Raw genomic sequence first — 15,125 nt, forward strand, 5'->3', positions numbered from 1 at the left:
ATAATTCTTCAGCGCAGCATTAGAACGCTGCACGAATCCCCGGCGGCGGATGCGGGGGCAAATGGCGCCCGTACGATCAGTCCGTTGGCGTCGGCCAGCATCCTCAGCATGGACGAATCCTGGATACTGAACGGCGTCGCCACCAGTTCGCCGTCGTCTTCCCTGACCACCGCGCGCACATAGTCCTGGCGCAGATCATTGGCCGGCATTGCGGCGCCCAGCCGCGCCGGACGGATGTCCTGACGATGATTGCGGCCGCCGAGCCTCGCCAGAAGCGGCTTCAGGAACAATTGCGAGCAGACCAGGCTGGCCACCGGGTTGCCGGGCAGGCCGATACATCTGATAGCGCCGAGGCGTCCGAACATCAGCGGCTTGCCGGGGCGCATGGCGATCTTCCAGAAGCCGAGCGTCATGCCTTCGCCGGTCAGCACGTCATGGATCAGGTCATGGTCACCGACCGAGGCGCCGCCAAGCGTGACGATGACATCCGCACCGGCCGCGACCGCCTTTTTGACCAGCGCTGCGATGGCTTCCTTGCGGTCGGCGGCAATGCCAAGATCGAGCGCGCGGGCGCCGACCGATTGCGCGGCAGCGACGACGCCATAGGCGTTGGACGAGATGATCTGGTCCGGTCCGAGTTCGCTGCCGGGCGGCAGCAGCTCGTCGCCCGTAGCAATGATGGCGACCAGCGGCCGTTTGACCACGTTCACTCTGGGATGGTTGGCCGATGCCGTCAGCGAGAGCGCCGCCGCATCGAGTAGCCGACCTCTTTCAAGCAGGACATCGCCTTTCGAAAAATCGAGGCCGATGCGGCGGATGTTGCGCCACTCCGCCGTCGGTTCGATCACTTCGATGCGACCGCCGCCGAGGTCGCGGACGTTTTCCTGGATGACGATGGTGTCGGCGCCCTCGGGCAGTGGCGCGCCGGTGAAGATGCGCACCGCCTGGCGCTCGCCGACGGAACCGTCAAAGCCACGCCCGGCCGGCGCCATGCCGATCACCGAGAGTTTCGACGGCACGGACGCCACATTGGCGGCGCGGACTGCGTAACCATCCATGGCCGAAGCGTTGAAAGGCGGTTGAGTGCGAAGTGCCGCGACCGGTTCCGCCAGCACCCGATCGACTGCCTCGAACAGAGGCACGCTTTCGCCGGCCAGCGGTGCTGCACCATCCAGCAGGCGCTCAAGCGCCTCGGTCACCGGAACCAGCGCCATCAGGCGCCAACCTTGTAGTCGCCGGACTTGCCGCCGGTCTTTTCCACCAGGCGGACACCGGAGATGATCATGGCGCGGTCCACGGCCTTGGCCATGTCGTAAATGGTCAGGCAGGCAACGGAGGCAGCCGTCAGCGCTTCCATCTCGACGCCGGTCTTGCCGGTGACGCGCGCCAGCGCGGTGACTTTCAGGCCGGGCAACGCGTGGTCGGGCTCGATGTCGACGGAAACCTTGGTCAAGAGCAGGGGATGGCAGAGCGGGATCAGCTCATGCGTCTTCTTCGCCGCCATGATGCCGGCGATGCGGGCAGTGCCGAGTACATCGCCCTTCTTGGCGTTTCCGGCGAGGATGGTCTTCAGCGTCTCGGGCTGCATCGAGACGAACCCTTCGGCGATCGCCGTGCGCGTCGTCTCTTGCTTGTCGCCGACATCGACCATATTGGCCTCGCCCTGCGCGCCGAGATGGGTGAGGGCGGCCTTCATCGTCAGACGGCCTCGGCCAGAGCCTTGCCGGTCAACAGAATGCGGGTCGCCGCGGTGACATCGTGTTGCCGCATCAGGCTCTCGCCGACAAGGAAGGTGCCGATGTCCTTCTTCTGCAGCCTGAGGCAATCATCATGTGTGAAGATGCCGCTCTCACTGACCAGCAGGCGGTCGGCCGGCACCATCGTTGCCAGCCGCTCGGAGGTTTCGAGGCTGGTCTCGAACGTTCTCAGATTGCGGTTGTTTATGCCGATCAGCCGCGACGACAGTTTTAGCGCTCGTTGCGTCTCGGCCTCATCATGCACCTCGATCAGCGCATCCATGCCGAGTTCGAATGCGGTCGCTTCCAATTCGCTCGCCAAGGCATCGTCGACGCTGGCCATGATGATCAGGACGGCATCCGCGCCCCAGGCGCGCGCCTCGTAGACCTGGTAGGGGTCGAACAGGAAATCCTTGCGCAACGCGGGCAGGGCGACGGCTGGGCGTGCCCTGGTGAGGAATTCCGGCGCGCCCTGGAAGGACGGCGCATCGGTCAATACCGAAAGACAGGCGGCGTCGCCCTTCTCATAGGCCTGCGCCAGTGCCGGCGGATCGAAATCGGCACGGATCAGCCCCTTGGAAGGACTTGCCTTCTTGATTTCGGCGATGAGGGCAAAGCGACCCGATCTGCGCTTCGCCTCAAGGGCTGCAAGAAAGCCGCGTGGCGCGTCGGCGTCCTTCGCCCGCGCCTTGATCTCGGCCAGCGGCACGCGTGCCTTGGCGGCGGCAATCTCGTCGCGCTTGTAGGCCTCGATCTTGCGCAAAATGTCAGACACGGTTCACCCGTTCGAAATTTCGACCAGCCGGTCGAGCACCTGCAGCGCCCGGCCGCTGTCTATGGCTTGCGCTGCGAGCGCGATGCCATCGCCGAGCGTCGTCGCCTTGCCCGCGATCACCAGCCCGGCGCCGGCATTCATCAGCACGGTGTCGCGATAGGCGCCGGCAGCACCACCCAGCATGTCGCGCAAGGCCTTGGCATTGTAGGCGGCGTCACCGCCGCGCAGCTCGTCCTTGGTGTGGCGCTTCAATCCAACCTCTTCCGGGGTCAGTGTGAAGCTGCGGATCTCACCGCCGATCAGTTCCGCCACCTGCGTCTCGCCGGTGGTGGTGATTTCGTCATAGCCGTCGCCATGAACGACCCAGGCATGCTCGGTGCCCAGCGCCTTCAATGTCTCGGCCACCGGCATGATCCATTCCGGCAGAAACACACCGACCATCTGCCTGACGACGCCAGCCGGATTGGAGAGAGGCCCGAGAAGATTGAAGATGGTGCGGGTTCCGAGCTCAACGCGGGTCGGGCCGACATGTTTCATGGCCGGATGGTGCGCCGGCGCGAACATGAAGCCGACGCCGGCTTCATGGATGCAACGGCCGATCGTCTCCGGCGGAATGTCTATCTTGACCCCAAGCGCGATCAGGACATCGGCAGCGCCGGTCAACGAGGACAGGCCGCGATTGCCGTGCTTGGCGACCGGCACGCCGGCGGCGGCGATGACGAAGGCCGAGCCCGTCGAAATGTTGACGCTGTGGGAATTGTCGCCGCCCGTGCCGACGATATCGATGGCACCCGCGGGCGCCTCGACGCGCAGCATCTTGGCCCGCATCGTGGCGACAGCGCCCGAAATCTCGCTGACCGTCTCACCGCGTACGCGCAGCGCCATCAGGAAGCCGCCGATCTGCCCGGGGGTCGCGTCGCCCGACATGATGATGTCGAAGGCCTCGCGCGCTTCCTCGAAGGAAAGCGCGGTGCCGGCCGCCACCTTGGCGATATGGGTTTTCAGCGCGCTCATCTTGTCGAGGCTTGGGCAACGGCGGCCTGGTCGATGCGGACGTCATACTGCGTCTGCAACTGCGCCACCAATTGGTCGAGCAGATCGTCCGACATGCCGGAAGTGAAGGATTTTTGCGCATCCTCCGGCACCGAGCTGGCATCGGCTCCGGCGGGCTCGAACACTTCGGCGACCTTGAACAGGATCTGTCCGTCGCCGGTGGGCGAGGGGATCAAGCCGGTGCCGCCTTCGCCGACGCCGAACATCACGGCAGCGCCTTCCTTGCCGAAATCGGCGTCGTCGGCTTCGCGCTTCAGGCCGCGCTTGGTCTGCTTCTCCAGCTTGAGATCGCCGGCAATGACGTCGAGCGTTGCGCCGGCCTTGAGCCGCTTGTCGAGCTCGCTCGCCTTGGCGGCAAGCCGCTTGGTGGTCTCGGCCGCCGTCCAGTCGGCGACGACTTTCTGCCGGACCTCGTCAAGTGTGCGGTCGCGAGCCGGCGTGATCGAAGCGACCTCGTAGAAGATGAAGCCGTTGTCGGCCGTGGTCAGCGCTTCGTTTTCGGTCTTGGGTTCGGCGTCAAAGACCGCCTTGATCAGCGCCGGCGATTCCGGCAGGTCCTTGACGATGGAGCCATCCGGCCTGAGGCCGCTGCGATCGATGGCGTCGATGGTGACGTCCTTCAGCTTCAGCTTGGCGGCCGCCTCGGCCAGCGAACTGCCGGAGGCGCGGGTGTCTTCGTAATTGTCGTGCACATCCAAAAGGATACGGCTTGCCTCGCCCAGCGCCAGGTCCTTGCGGATCTGGTCGGACACTTCGGCGAGCGGCTTCACCACCTCGGGCTTGATCTCGGTAACGCGCAGCAGCACCGGACCGAAGGCACCCTGAACGACCTGGCTGACTTCATTGGCGTTAAGCGCAAAGGCGGCATCGGCAACCGCCTTGTCGGCGATCTTGTCCTTGGCCAACGTGCCAAGCAGCGTGTCGGCCGGGGTCTTGCCTTCGGCTGTCACCAGCTTTTCGAAAGTGGCGCCGGCCTTGAGCGAATCGAGCGCGGCCTTGGCCGCATCCGGTGTCTTGAACACAAGCTGCTCGATCGTGCGCATTTCGGGCGTCGTGTAGCGCGCCTTGTTCTTGTTGTAATCGTCATTGACCTGTTGATCGGTGACGGCAGTCGGATCCATGATGTCCACCGGCTCGAGGCGGACATAGGAGAATTTGCGGTACTCGGGTGCGGCGTAGCTCTTCTTGTTGGCCTCGAAATAGGCCTTAAGCACGCTGTCGCCCGGTGCCTCGATCGGCTCGACGAGCTTCTTCGGCAACACCAGATAGTCAACGGTGCGGTCCTCGCCGCGATAGAGCGCGACCGCCTTGAAGAAAGCGTCCGGCGCCTTGAGGCCGTCCGAGACCGCCTCGACGATCTGCTGGCGCACCGCCACCTGGGCGCGGTTCTTCAGGTAATCCTCGGGCCGCATGCCGACCTGGCGCAGCATGTACTCGAATGTTCTCCTGTCGAACTCGCCGCCTGGGCCCTTGAACGCCGGGTCCTCTCGCGTCAATTCGGCCAACCGGTCCTTGGACAGGCCGAGGCCAAGCTTGCGGGCCTGTTCGTCGAGAACGGCGCCGGAGACAAGCTGAGCCAGGACCTGGTTATCGATGCCGAGCGCCTTTGCCTGTTCGTGGGTGAGGCGCTGACCGAACTGCTGCGACATGACGGCGAGCTGGCGATCGTAGGCGAGGCGGTATTCGTTGATCGACACCTTGGTGCCACCCGCTGTTATCACCGAATCGTGGCCGGCAAAGCCGCCCATCAGCCGCCCGGAGATGCCCCAGGCGGCGAAACTGACCACCAGCAGCGAAAGCAATGTCTTCGCGACCCATGTACCCGCCGCGCTTCTCAATATACCAAGCATCGTTACTTCCGATTTATGCGCATTTTCGCATGCGCCGAGTCTGAAACAAGCGCAATAGCGCCCTTCCGGCCCACTGTCGATTGCTTTGTGGCCTGATTTTGGTAGTGAGGGCCAGAGCCTGATATTGCCCGGAGAAGCAGACCATGACGCCAGGAATTCGCCCGCTTGTCGCCGGCAACTGGAAAATGAACGGCACCAGCGCTTCGCTGAACGAACTCAGGATGATCGGCAACGGGTTCATGAGCGGGCTCGACGCGGAGACCGAGGCCCTGGTCTGCGTTCCCGCGACGCTGCTCTCTCATGCAGCGGAGATTTTGTCGCGCACGCCGGTCCATGCCGGCGGCGAGGATTGCCACACCAAGGAAAGCGGCGCCTACACCGGCTGCATCTCGGCGGAGATGCTGAAGGATGCCGGCGCGAGCCATGTCATTGTCGGCCATTCCGAATGCCGCGAACAACGCGGCGAGGACGATGCGACGGTCCAGGCCAAGGCCGCCGCGGCATGGCGTGCCGGGCTCGTGGCCATCATTTGCATCGGCGAGACACAGCAACAGCGTGAAGCGGGCGCCACGCTCGACGTGCTGTCGCGCCAGGTCGCCGGCTCGGTGCCGCCGAGTGCCACGCCATCCAACACCGTCATCGCCTATGAGCCGGTATGGGCGATCGGCACCGGCCTGACGCCGACCGCGGCCGATGTGACCGAAGCGCATGCGCATATCCGCGAAAAGCTCTCCGAGAAACTTGGTGCCGCTGCCGCCAGGATGCGTATTCTCTACGGCGGCTCGGTCAAGCCGTCCAACGCGGTGGAACTGCTGGGCGTCAGGAATGTCGATGGCGCCCTGGTCGGCGGCGCCAGCCTGAAAGCAGCCGATTTCCTCGGTATCGCCGAGGCCTATCGCAGCATTTCAGGCTAAGTTTCACGACGAAGGACGGGGCTCGTCCCGTTCAAATTCGTTGCAAAGGGCGCGTTGCTTCCCATATTCCGGCCACGGGCTTGGAAATGCCGTGAAAGCATTGTATTGAGCCGCCTCCAATTCACCGGTCGTGTCCGCGACCGGGCAAGGCCTTGCCAGGATAAACTATGCAAACCGTACTGATCGTCATCCATCTCATGGTCGTGCTCGCCCTCGTCGGCGTGGTGCTGCTGCAACGCTCCGAAGGCGGCGGCCTTGGCATTGGTGGCGGATCGGGCTTCATGACGGCGCGCGGCGCCGCCAACGCGTTGACCCGGGCAACGGCGATCCTGGCGGCGGCCTTCTTCGTCACGTCGCTGACCTTGTCGATCATTGCCCGCTACGGCGAAAAGCCGATCGATATTCTCGATCGCGTCCCCGCCGGGAAGGGCGTGCTCAACCAGTTGCCTGGCACGACGACTCCGGCACCGGCCGGCAGCACCACCCCGACCCCGCCGTCGGGCAATGGCGCGGCGAGGACGCCTGCGCCGGCAGCTCCGGCCACCGCGCCCGCCTCTGGTGCGACGCCGCCGGCAAAGAACGGCACCAACAACACGGCGCCCGCGGCACCGCAGGTCCCGAACCAGTAACCTCCATCTGGTCCAAACCGCGACCTGTGATCGTTTGAACACAGTCGCGGCAAATGCTGCGCGATCACGAAGATTCAACGGGCAGCAGCGTGGTCTCGTGCTTGAGGCATCCGCGCTTATTCGACTATAGATTGCGCGCGGCATTTTCGGTGTCCTTGGGGGACGCCGGGCGACGCCGTGGGCAACAAGCATTGAACGATCGGATCTTCGCCATGCAGCTTCGCAGCTTCATTTTCCTGGGACTTTGCGCCGTACTCGGCTTGAGTTCCCCGGCTTTCGCCGGCGTACCGGCCAATTTGGCCGCCAATCAGTCGGTCGACAAAACCGACGCAATCAACGTCGCAGTCAAGAGCGATGCGGCGCAGTTGAAGGCTCTCAAGAAGAAGAAAAGCCCGACACCGGACGATCTCGCCCAGATCAAGAAAATCGAGGCCAAGATCGCCGCCGACAAAGAAGACGCCAAGGCCAAGGCGCTCGAAGCCAGGAAGCTGGCGATGCGCGAGGCTGCCAAGGCCAAGGCCGACGCCGAACGGCAGGCCTTCCTTGCTAAGAGGGGGAAGAGCGCTTTTGCAACCGCCGAAGTGACTGACGCCAAGCCGGCCAAGAAGACCACAAAGGTCATCGAGCCGATCGAACCGATCACACCGATCCAGTCAGCCGAGCCGCTTCCGGCAGAGGCGATGAATGTCGCTCTGAGCGGCAACAATGGTGAGCTTCGAAGCGAGGTCATCGGCCAGAAGCAGCCGAGTCGCGGCCTGTTCGCCGGCCTGTTCGGCGGCACCTCGTCCGGCTCGTCGATCAGCTATCTGCCCGAGACGCGGGCTCTCGACCAGGCTCTCGCCCAGAAGGACGCCAAGAAGCCGTTCAAGGTGAAGCCGGAATTCGTGCCGCAGGATGTGGAATTCACCGGCTATGAGCCGGGCACCATCGTCATCGACACCAGCGCGCGCCGGCTCTATCTCGTCGAATCGTTTTCGACCGCGCGTCGCTACGCGATCGCGGTCGGCCGTGAAGGCCTGCAGTTCAAGGGCACGGTCGCGGTCGGCGACAAGCAGGAATGGCCGCGCTGGATCCCGACGCTCGACATGCAGAAGCGCGAACCCAAGCATTACGGGCAGTACAAGGACGGCATGCCCGGCGGCGGCCAGAACCCGCTCGGCGCCCGCGCCATCTACCTCTATGACGGTAAGAAGGACACGCATCTGCGCATCCACGGCACCATCGCGCCGCAGTCGATCGGAACCAGCGCTTCCAATGGCTGCTTCCGCATGATCAACGAGCACGTCATGGATCTCTACAGCCGCGTCCGGGTCGGCACCAAAGTCGTCATCATCTGACGGTTCCATCATCCTGCCGAAAGGGCCGGCTCAGCCGGCCCTTTTGTTTTGCCTCGTTCACGACCAAGCCTGTCCGGTCGTGATCCCTGGACAAACGGAAACCGTTTGTCCGAGAAACCGGGTTCCACTCTTCGGGATCATGGTCCGACGCCTTCTTGGGAAAAAACCTTCGCGGTGGTTTTTTCTCTGGCGGAATCAATCCAGCCGCGTTAAGCGATGACTCCCATGGCGCGATATGTATTCATCACAGGCGGCGTGGTTTCCTCACTTGGAAAAGGCATAGCCGCAGCGGCCCTTGGGGCTCTCCTGCAGGCGCGAGGCTATCGCGCACGCATCAAAAAACTTGACCCCTACCTCAATGTCGATCCCGGCACGATGTCGCCGTACCAGCATGGCGAGGTGTTCGTCACCGATGACGGTGCGGAGACCGATCTTGACCTTGGCCACTACGAGCGCTTCACCGGCCGCTCGGCCAATCAGCAGGACAACATCACCACCGGCCGCATCTACAAGAACATCATCGAGCGCGAGCGGCGCGGCGACTATCTCGGTGCCACTGTGCAGGTCATTCCGCACGTCACCGACGAGATCAAGAATTTCGTCCTCAACGGCAATGACGACTATGATTTCGTGCTGTGCGAGATCGGCGGCACGGTCGGCGACATCGAGGCGATGCCGTTCCTCGAGGCGATCCGGCAACTCGGCAACGACCTGCCGCGCAACAATGCCGTCTACGTGCATCTGACCTTGATGCCCTACATCCCGACGGCGGGTGAGCTGAAGACCAAGCCGACCCAGCATTCGGTCAAGGAACTGCGCGGCATCGGCATAGCGCCCGACATCCTGCTGGTCCGCGCCGACCGCGCCATTCCCAAGGAAGAGCGCAGAAAGCTGTCGCTGTTCTGCAATGTCCGGGAAAGTGCCGTCATCCAGGCGCTCGACGTGCCGCACATCTACGACGTGCCGATGGCCTACCACAAGGAAGGGCTCGATTCGGAAGTCCTGGCCGCCTTTGGCATCGACCCGGCGCCGAAGCCGCGCATGGAGCCCTGGCAGAAGGTGTCGGACCGCATCCACAGCCCCGAAGGCGAGGTGACCATCGCCATCGTCGGCAAATACACCGGCCTCAAGGATGCCTACAAATCGCTGATCGAAGCGCTTTCGCATGGCGGCCTGGCCAACCACGTCAAGGTCAAATTCGACTGGATCGAATCGGAGATCTTCGAAAAGGAGGATCCAGCGCCGTGGCTGGAAAAGGTGCATGGCATATTGGTTCCCGGCGGCTTTGGCGAACGCGGCTCCGAAGGCAAGATCCTTGCGGCGAAATTCGCGCGTGAGCGCAAGGTGCCGTATTTCGGCATCTGCTTCGGTATGCAGATGGCTTGCATCGAGGCGGCGCGGTCGCTGGCGGGTGTCGAGCATGCCTCCTCGACCGAGTTCGGTCCGACCAACGAGCCCGTCGTCGGCCTGATGACCGAATGGCTGAAGGGCAACATGCTGGAGAAGCGGCGGGAAACCGGCGATCTCGGTGGCACAATGCGTCTGGGCGCCTATCAGGCCGACCTCGCCAAGGGCTCCAAGATCGCAGAGATCTATGGCGACACGCAGATTTCCGAACGCCACCGCCACCGCTACGAGGTCAATATCGACTACAAGGAGCGGCTGGAGGATTGCGGCCTGGTGTTTGCCGGCATGTCACCAGACGGCGTGCTGCCAGAGACGGTCGAATATCCCGACCATCCCTGGTTCATCGGCGTGCAGTATCACCCCGAGCTTAAGAGCCGGCCGCTCGATCCGCATCCGCTGTTCGCCAGCTTCATCGAGGCTGCTGTGGAACAGTCTCGCCTGGTGTAGGCGCCCGCCAGGGCGGAGCCTGTCATGCAGACCTATGTCGCGCTCCTCTACAGCATCATCCTGGGCGAGGGGCGCCGGGTCGTCATGGCAGACCTCAAGGCGATGGCGGAAGGCCTCGGCTTGAGGAATGTTCGCACGCTGGTGGCGACGGGCAACCTGGTCTTCGAGGCTGAGAGGACCGCGACTGCTACGCTTGAGAAGCGGCTGGAGGCCGCCTTCGAAACGGCCTTTGGCCGCCACGTCGACATCATTGTCCGTGGCGCTGGAGATTGGCGAAAACTCGCTTCGCGCAATCCGTTCCCAACCGAATCGGAGGAAGCCGGCGATCAGGTCGCGGTGCGTGTGATGCGCAAGCCTGTGGCCGAAGATGTCCTGTCGGGGCTTCAGGCCTATGCCGCCGAGGACGAGAAGGTGCTCCTGATCGGCGGCGACATATGGCTTGTGTTTTCGCGCGAACGGCCAAGCTCGCGGCTGCTTGCGGCCGCCAATCACAAGCGCCTTGGCAAAGGCACGTCGCGCAACTGGAACACGGTGCGCAAATTGGCTGAGATGGTAGGGCAGTAGGGCAGTATTTCCCTACTCACCTACTGCCCTATTGCCTTATTCCCTTGTTTAGGCCTTCGCTATCTTGGCGCCCGCACCCACGGCGGCGGTGCGCAGCACGTAGTAGATGATGCCGGCAATCGCGACGCCGAAGAACCAGCCATAGACGCCCCACCAGGACGGCAGCCAGTTGGTGAAGTTCGGCAATATCGACGAGAAGACAGCACCGATGCCGGCGGCGATGAAGGCATTGACGTGCCAGCCGCCCTGGAAGCGGAACTCGCCGTCCTCGCGATACAGCGCCTCGACGTCGACCTCGCCTTTGCGGATCAGGTAATAGTCGACCATCATGACACCGAAGATCGGCCCCATCGTCGCTCCGATGATGCCGACGAAATGCGCGGCACTGCCTTCCCACGGCGCGAAGGGATAGAGCACAAGTGCGATAAGTGCCGCAATGTAGCCGCCCTTCTTGAAGTCGATCTGACGCGGGAAGACGTTGGAGAAGTCGAAAGCTGGCGAGACGAAGTTGGCGACGACGTTGATGCCGAGCGTGGCAACCGCGAAGGTCAGGGCGGCGAGCGCCGCCAGGAACCAGCTGTCGAATTTGGCCGAGATCTGGTCGGGATGCAGCAGCACTTCGTGGTAGACGTCGTAGGCGGCAATGGTGGTGACGCCGGCGACCAGTGAGAACAGGATCAGATTGACCGGCAGCCCCCAGATGTTGCCTTTGCGCAGTGCGGCCTTGTCCGGCGCGTAGCGGGCGAAGTCGCAGAAATTGAGATAGAGCGCCGAGAAATAGGTCACCCAGATCGCCGCGACCCCGAAGAGCGCCGTCCACGATCCGGGATCGCCCGGAATGCCGGCATCGGCGGTCTTTTCGCGCAGCACGTCCATCGGAATATCGCTGGTAAAGGCGAAGCTCCCCGATTTGACGCAGAGATAGATGGCCAGGAGCAGCATCATCACCCAGACGGCAGGCCCCGCCCAATCCTGGAAGCGGCGCACTGTCTCCATGCCCTTCTGGATGATCAGCAGCTGCAGCGCCCAGATGATGACGAAGCAGATCACCTCCAGGGTGGAATGGCCGAGAAGATGCGAGGTCTTGTTGAATTCGTCGAACCATTGCAGGCGGGTCAACAATGCGACGATGGCGCCGGAGGCGGCGGCCGTTTGCGCGCCGTACCAGAAGCAGGCGACGATGGCGCGCACCAATGCCGGGATGTTGGCGCCCCAGATGCCGAAGGACGCGCGAGCAAGCACGGGGTAGGGCACGCCGGTCTTGACGCCGGCATAACCGACCATGTTCATCAGCGCGTAGATGATCAGCGAGCCGATGCCGATGGCGATGATGAAATTGACGAAGCCGCCGCAGAACAGGAACAGGCTGGCGGCGAGATAGTAGCCCCACAGGCTGTGGACGTCCGATGTCCAGACGTTGAAGATCGAGAATGGTCCCCAGTTTCGAACTTTGGCCGGAGCGAGATCCTCGTTGTACAGGTCAGGCGATGCGCCTTGTATGGTCACTGCAATGTCCTCCCCTTGATTGGCCACGCGCCTCCACGCGATAGCCGTGCAGGTTAAGCCTGACGTTGGGGAACCGGCAACCGATCCATTTGCCGGCTTTGGCCTTAAAGATATTCAATGCGAACCGCGATTATCGAGGGGGCGCAATGGTGGGCCGCAGTTGAATACCAACAGTTCTGGTGATTCGAATTCGGGTGCCGCTTCTCCGCCTAGGCGATGGCCATGACCCGCTTGTGGTCCTCGACTTCGGACAACAACCAGTCCTGAAACAGGCCGGTGCCGGGCTTGTTGCCGATGCTGCGGCGCTGATGCAGGTAGATGCCGGCCGGATAGGTATGGCGGGCCTGAAACGGCGCAACAAGTTTGCCTTGCTGCAGAAGATCCTGTGCCATCATCGTATCGGCGAGCGCTATTCCGGCACCATTGATCGCCTCGCGCATGATCAGCGTGCAGTCATCCAGCGTCGTGCTGGACTTCGGCGTCGTGTCCAAAACGCCTTCCTGCTCCAGCCAACGCTTCCATCTCATGCTCTCGCATTCGTGGATAAGATGATGGTTGACCAGATCGGCGGGCGATCGCAGCCGCACAGGCCCATCCAGCAATGAGGGTGCACAGACCGGCGTCAGAACCAGCGGGATCAAAAGCGTCAAGGCCGGGCCGGCCTTGTAGACGAACTCGTCGACAATGGCCAAATCGAAGTTGGCGCGCTTGCCTGACGTCGAGATCTCCAACTCCACGGTCGGATGCAGCTTGCGAAAGTTCGGCAACCGGTCCGCCAGCCAAAGGTTCAGGACCGCCGGGACGCACAAGACCCGGACGCGCTGGGTCCTGCCGTGGCTTGGGCCATCGGCGAGGCTGACGTCGTCGGTGGCGCGCCAGATGGCCTCGAACGCTTCGGAGAGGCCGCGTGCATAGTAGGAGCCCCTGATGGTCGGCGTTATCTGGCGGAAGCCGCGTTCGAACAGATCCTGGCCGAGATTTCTTTCGAGCGCACGGATATGGCGGCTGATGGCCGAGGGTGTCAGGTGCAACTCTTCCGCTGCATCCTTGATGCTGCCGAGACGTGCGGCGGCTTCGAAAGCGCGCATGCCATTGAGTGAAGGTAGGGCCATTGGCCGATCATGAATTGTCAGTTGAGTTTTTGTCAATCGACTTGGGCAAAATTGGCGTTTGATCGCCTGGCCTGTTCGGCGCTACCCAAAAGGCAAGAGCGGCTAAGTCGCCATCGGAAAACGATTTTTTGGGGCCTCCGGCACCATTCACCAACGGCAGAGACTGGCAACAGGTTTTCGCCATTGGCGGGCGAAGCGATGCACGCTGAGCCGAGGCCGGAGTCGTCAGCGAATGGGAGAATGCCAGCCTATGCCTCAATCGCCAGTGCCGGTCTTTGAAACGGCGGACGGGATTTCCGCGGAAACCGCAGTCGTCGTGATCTTGCGAACTGCCCAGGCAGGCTTTGGCCCGCGGGCAGCGGCACTGGACGCCGAGATGAGCGGGATCCTGTCGCGTGCCTGCTCCGATCCGGCCACCCTGGCCGAATCCGGCGCCTGTATCGATCTCATCGCCCCCCAGGGCCTATCGGCCCGGCGGGTGATCGTCCTGGCCCTTGGCAAGGCCGAGGCCGTAACCGCCCTGTCACTGGCGCGCGCCGGCGGTTTGCTTGCCGCGCATCTGGAAGGCAAGTGCGAGTGCGCCGCGACGCTTGTCCTCGACCCCATTGATGGCATCGACCTGCCCGCAGCCGAGATCCTGGCTCGCGTCGCGCTGGGCATGCGGCTGCGGCGCTATCGTTTCGACATGCGCAACCGGCGCCAGGGGGCGGGAGCGGACCGGACCTTGCGGGTACAGCTGGTCGGACCAAGCAGCGCGGAGCTGACCCCGGCACTGGCGCGGATCAATGCCATAGCGGACGGTGTCGAATATGCGCGCACGCTGGTCAACCTGCCGCCGAACCATCTCCATCCCGACAATTTCCACGATCATCTGGAGCCGCTGCGCGAAGCCGGCATCGATGTCGAGATACTCGATCCGGCGCGGCTGAAGGAACTCGGCATGAACGCGATCCTGGCCGTAGGCTCAGGGTCGGTGCGGCCGCCGCGCGTCGCGGTGCTGCGCTATCGCGGCAAGGGGGCTCCTTCCCAACCGATGGCTTTCGTCGGCAAGGGCGTGTGCTTTGACTCCGGCGGCCTCTGCATCAAGCGCGGCGAGCAGATGTTCGACATGAAGGCCGATATGGGCGGCGCGGCTGCCGTGGTCGGCCTGCTGATCGCGCTTGCCCGGCAAGGCAGCCCTGTGCATGCCGTCGGTGTTCTCGGCATTGCCGAGAACATGCCGTCCGGCACCGCGCTCAAGCCGCGCGACATCATCACCACGGCGTCAGGACAAACGGTAGAGGTGTTCGACACGGACGCGGAAGGGCGCCTGATCCTGGCCGATTGCCTCTATTATGCCGCCTCGCGCTTCAACCCGTCGGTGATCGTCGATCTGGCGACGCTGACCTATTCGGTGATGCGCGGCCTGGGATCGGTCTTTGCCGGTCTTTTCAGCACCGACGATGCCATGGCGTCGCAGATGATCGCTGCCGGAGAAACGGTTGGCGAGCGGTTCTGGCAACTGCCGCTCGACAAGGCCTATGACGAGGGCCTGCAATCGCCCTTCGCTGACATCCGGCACCACGCCAAGGACATGGAAGACGGTGACGCGCCTTACGCGGCGGCGTTCCTGCGCCATTTCACCGAGGATCGTCCCTGGGTGCATCTCGACATCGCCGGCAAGGAAATGGCCGACGCGGATCGTCCGCTCGGCCGCGAAGGCGCGACGGCGTTCGGCGTCCAGATGCTGGAAGAATGGGTGCAGACCAGGCTGAACTAAGCGCCTGCTGTCGGGGACAGAAACGAAATGCGTTCA

The 15,125-nt window shown here is 63.3% G+C and carries 13 protein-coding genes; 6 read left to right on the forward strand and 7 right to left on the reverse strand.

Annotation, left to right across the window (positions count from 1 at the left end; all coding sequences use genetic code 11):
• Nucleotides 1-8: 8 nt before the first annotated feature.
• The 5 genes from glp to CK226_RS21605 are packed head-to-tail and all read right to left on the reverse strand — an operon-like array spanning nt 9 to nt 5,414.
• Nucleotides 9-1,214: a gephyrin-like molybdotransferase Glp gene (gene glp, locus CK226_RS21585; protein ID WP_095793028.1), complete on the reverse strand. Its 1,206-nt coding sequence runs from the start codon at nt 1,212-1,214 to the stop codon at nt 9-11.
• Nucleotides 1,214-1,696, reverse strand: a complete 483-nt coding sequence (gene moaC / locus CK226_RS21590; protein ID WP_095774356.1) for a cyclic pyranopterin monophosphate synthase MoaC — start codon at nt 1,694-1,696, stop codon at nt 1,214-1,216. The genes glp and moaC overlap by 1 nt, the downstream gene beginning before the upstream one ends.
• 2 nt (nt 1,697-1,698) lie before the next feature.
• Entirely contained in the window at nt 1,699-2,511 is an 813-nt protein-coding gene (gene trpC, locus CK226_RS21595) for an indole-3-glycerol phosphate synthase TrpC (protein WP_095793029.1), read from the reverse strand.
• A gap of 3 nt (nt 2,512-2,514) precedes the next feature.
• Entirely contained in the window at nt 2,515-3,525 is a 1,011-nt protein-coding gene (gene trpD / locus CK226_RS21600) for an anthranilate phosphoribosyltransferase (RefSeq protein WP_095774358.1), read from the reverse strand.
• Nucleotides 3,522-5,414 carry a SurA N-terminal domain-containing protein gene (locus tag CK226_RS21605; RefSeq protein WP_095793030.1) on the reverse strand — a complete coding sequence of 631 codons (1,893 nt, stop codon included), beginning with the start codon at nt 5,412-5,414 and terminating at the stop codon, nt 3,522-3,524. Before CK226_RS21605 ends, trpD begins: the two co-directional genes overlap by 4 nt.
• A 143-nt stretch (nt 5,415-5,557) precedes the next feature.
• Between CK226_RS21605 and tpiA the strand changes: the two genes are divergently transcribed.
• The 5 genes from tpiA (at nt 5,558) to CK226_RS21630 (ending at nt 10,712) form a co-directional block, all read left to right on the forward strand.
• Nucleotides 5,558-6,328 (forward strand): triose-phosphate isomerase, encoded by a 771-nt coding sequence (gene tpiA, locus CK226_RS21610; RefSeq protein ID WP_095774360.1) that lies wholly within the window; start codon nt 5,558-5,560, stop codon nt 6,326-6,328.
• Between the two features lie 167 nt (nt 6,329-6,495).
• A complete protein-coding gene (secG, locus tag CK226_RS21615) occupies nt 6,496-6,957 on the forward strand; it encodes a preprotein translocase subunit SecG (protein ID WP_095793031.1) in 462 nt (153 codons plus the stop codon).
• Nucleotides 6,958-7,169: 212 nt separating this feature from the next.
• Nucleotides 7,170-8,294, forward strand: coding sequence for a L,D-transpeptidase (locus tag CK226_RS21620; protein ID WP_095793121.1), 1,125 nt, complete (start codon nt 7,170-7,172; stop codon nt 8,292-8,294).
• A gap of 216 nt (nt 8,295-8,510) precedes the next feature.
• A complete protein-coding gene (locus CK226_RS21625) occupies nt 8,511-10,148 on the forward strand; it encodes a CTP synthase (RefSeq protein ID WP_095774362.1) in 1,638 nt (545 codons plus the stop codon).
• 24 nt (nt 10,149-10,172) lie between these two features.
• Complete coding sequence (locus tag CK226_RS21630) at nt 10,173-10,712, forward strand: DUF1697 domain-containing protein (RefSeq protein WP_095774363.1); 540 nt, start codon at nt 10,173-10,175, stop codon at nt 10,710-10,712.
• Nucleotides 10,713-10,760: 48 nt separating this feature from the next.
• Here CK226_RS21630 and CK226_RS21635 read toward each other — a convergent pair whose 3' ends face one another.
• Nucleotides 10,761-12,218: an NCS1 family nucleobase:cation symporter-1 gene (locus tag CK226_RS21635; RefSeq protein ID WP_020628874.1), complete on the reverse strand. Its 1,458-nt coding sequence runs from the start codon at nt 12,216-12,218 to the stop codon at nt 10,761-10,763.
• 209 nt (nt 12,219-12,427) lie between these two features.
• Nucleotides 12,428-13,330 carry a LysR substrate-binding domain-containing protein gene (locus CK226_RS21640; RefSeq protein ID WP_095774364.1) on the reverse strand — a complete coding sequence of 301 codons (903 nt, stop codon included), beginning with the start codon at nt 13,328-13,330 and terminating at the stop codon, nt 12,428-12,430.
• A gap of 250 nt (nt 13,331-13,580) precedes the next feature.
• On the opposite strand from CK226_RS21640, the gene CK226_RS21645 reads away from it, so the two are divergent.
• Nucleotides 13,581-15,089 (forward strand): leucyl aminopeptidase, encoded by a 1,509-nt coding sequence (locus tag CK226_RS21645; RefSeq protein WP_095793032.1) that lies wholly within the window; start codon nt 13,581-13,583, stop codon nt 15,087-15,089.
• Nucleotides 15,090-15,125 lie beyond the last annotated feature (36 nt).

The organism is Mesorhizobium sp. WSM4311 (assembly GCF_002295115.1).
Lineage (GTDB): Bacteria > Pseudomonadota > Alphaproteobacteria > Rhizobiales > Rhizobiaceae > Mesorhizobium.

Coding starts and splice junctions, on each gene's coding strand:
- glp (WP_095793028.1), bottom strand. CDS start 1,214: ATGGCGCTGGTTCCGGTGACCGAGGCGCTTGAGCGCCTGCTGGATGGT.
- moaC (WP_095774356.1), bottom strand. CDS start 1,696: ATGAAGGCCGCCCTCACCCATCTCGGCGCGCAGGGCGAGGCCAATATG.
- trpD (WP_095774358.1), bottom strand. CDS start 3,525: ATGAGCGCGCTGAAAACCCATATCGCCAAGGTGGCGGCCGGCACCGCG.
- CK226_RS21605 (WP_095793030.1), bottom strand. CDS start 5,414: ATGCTTGGTATATTGAGAAGCGCGGCGGGTACATGGGTCGCGAAGACA.
- tpiA (WP_095774360.1), top strand. CDS start 5,558: ATGACGCCAGGAATTCGCCCGCTTGTCGCCGGCAACTGGAAAATGAAC.
- secG (WP_095793031.1), top strand. CDS start 6,496: ATGCAAACCGTACTGATCGTCATCCATCTCATGGTCGTGCTCGCCCTC.
- CK226_RS21620 (WP_095793121.1), top strand. CDS start 7,170: ATGCAGCTTCGCAGCTTCATTTTCCTGGGACTTTGCGCCGTACTCGGC.
- CK226_RS21625 (WP_095774362.1), top strand. CDS start 8,511: ATGACTCCCATGGCGCGATATGTATTCATCACAGGCGGCGTGGTTTCC.
- CK226_RS21630 (WP_095774363.1), top strand. CDS start 10,173: ATGCAGACCTATGTCGCGCTCCTCTACAGCATCATCCTGGGCGAGGGG.
- CK226_RS21640 (WP_095774364.1), bottom strand. CDS start 13,330: ATGGCCCTACCTTCACTCAATGGCATGCGCGCTTTCGAAGCCGCCGCA.
- CK226_RS21645 (WP_095793032.1), top strand. CDS start 13,581: ATGCCTCAATCGCCAGTGCCGGTCTTTGAAACGGCGGACGGGATTTCC.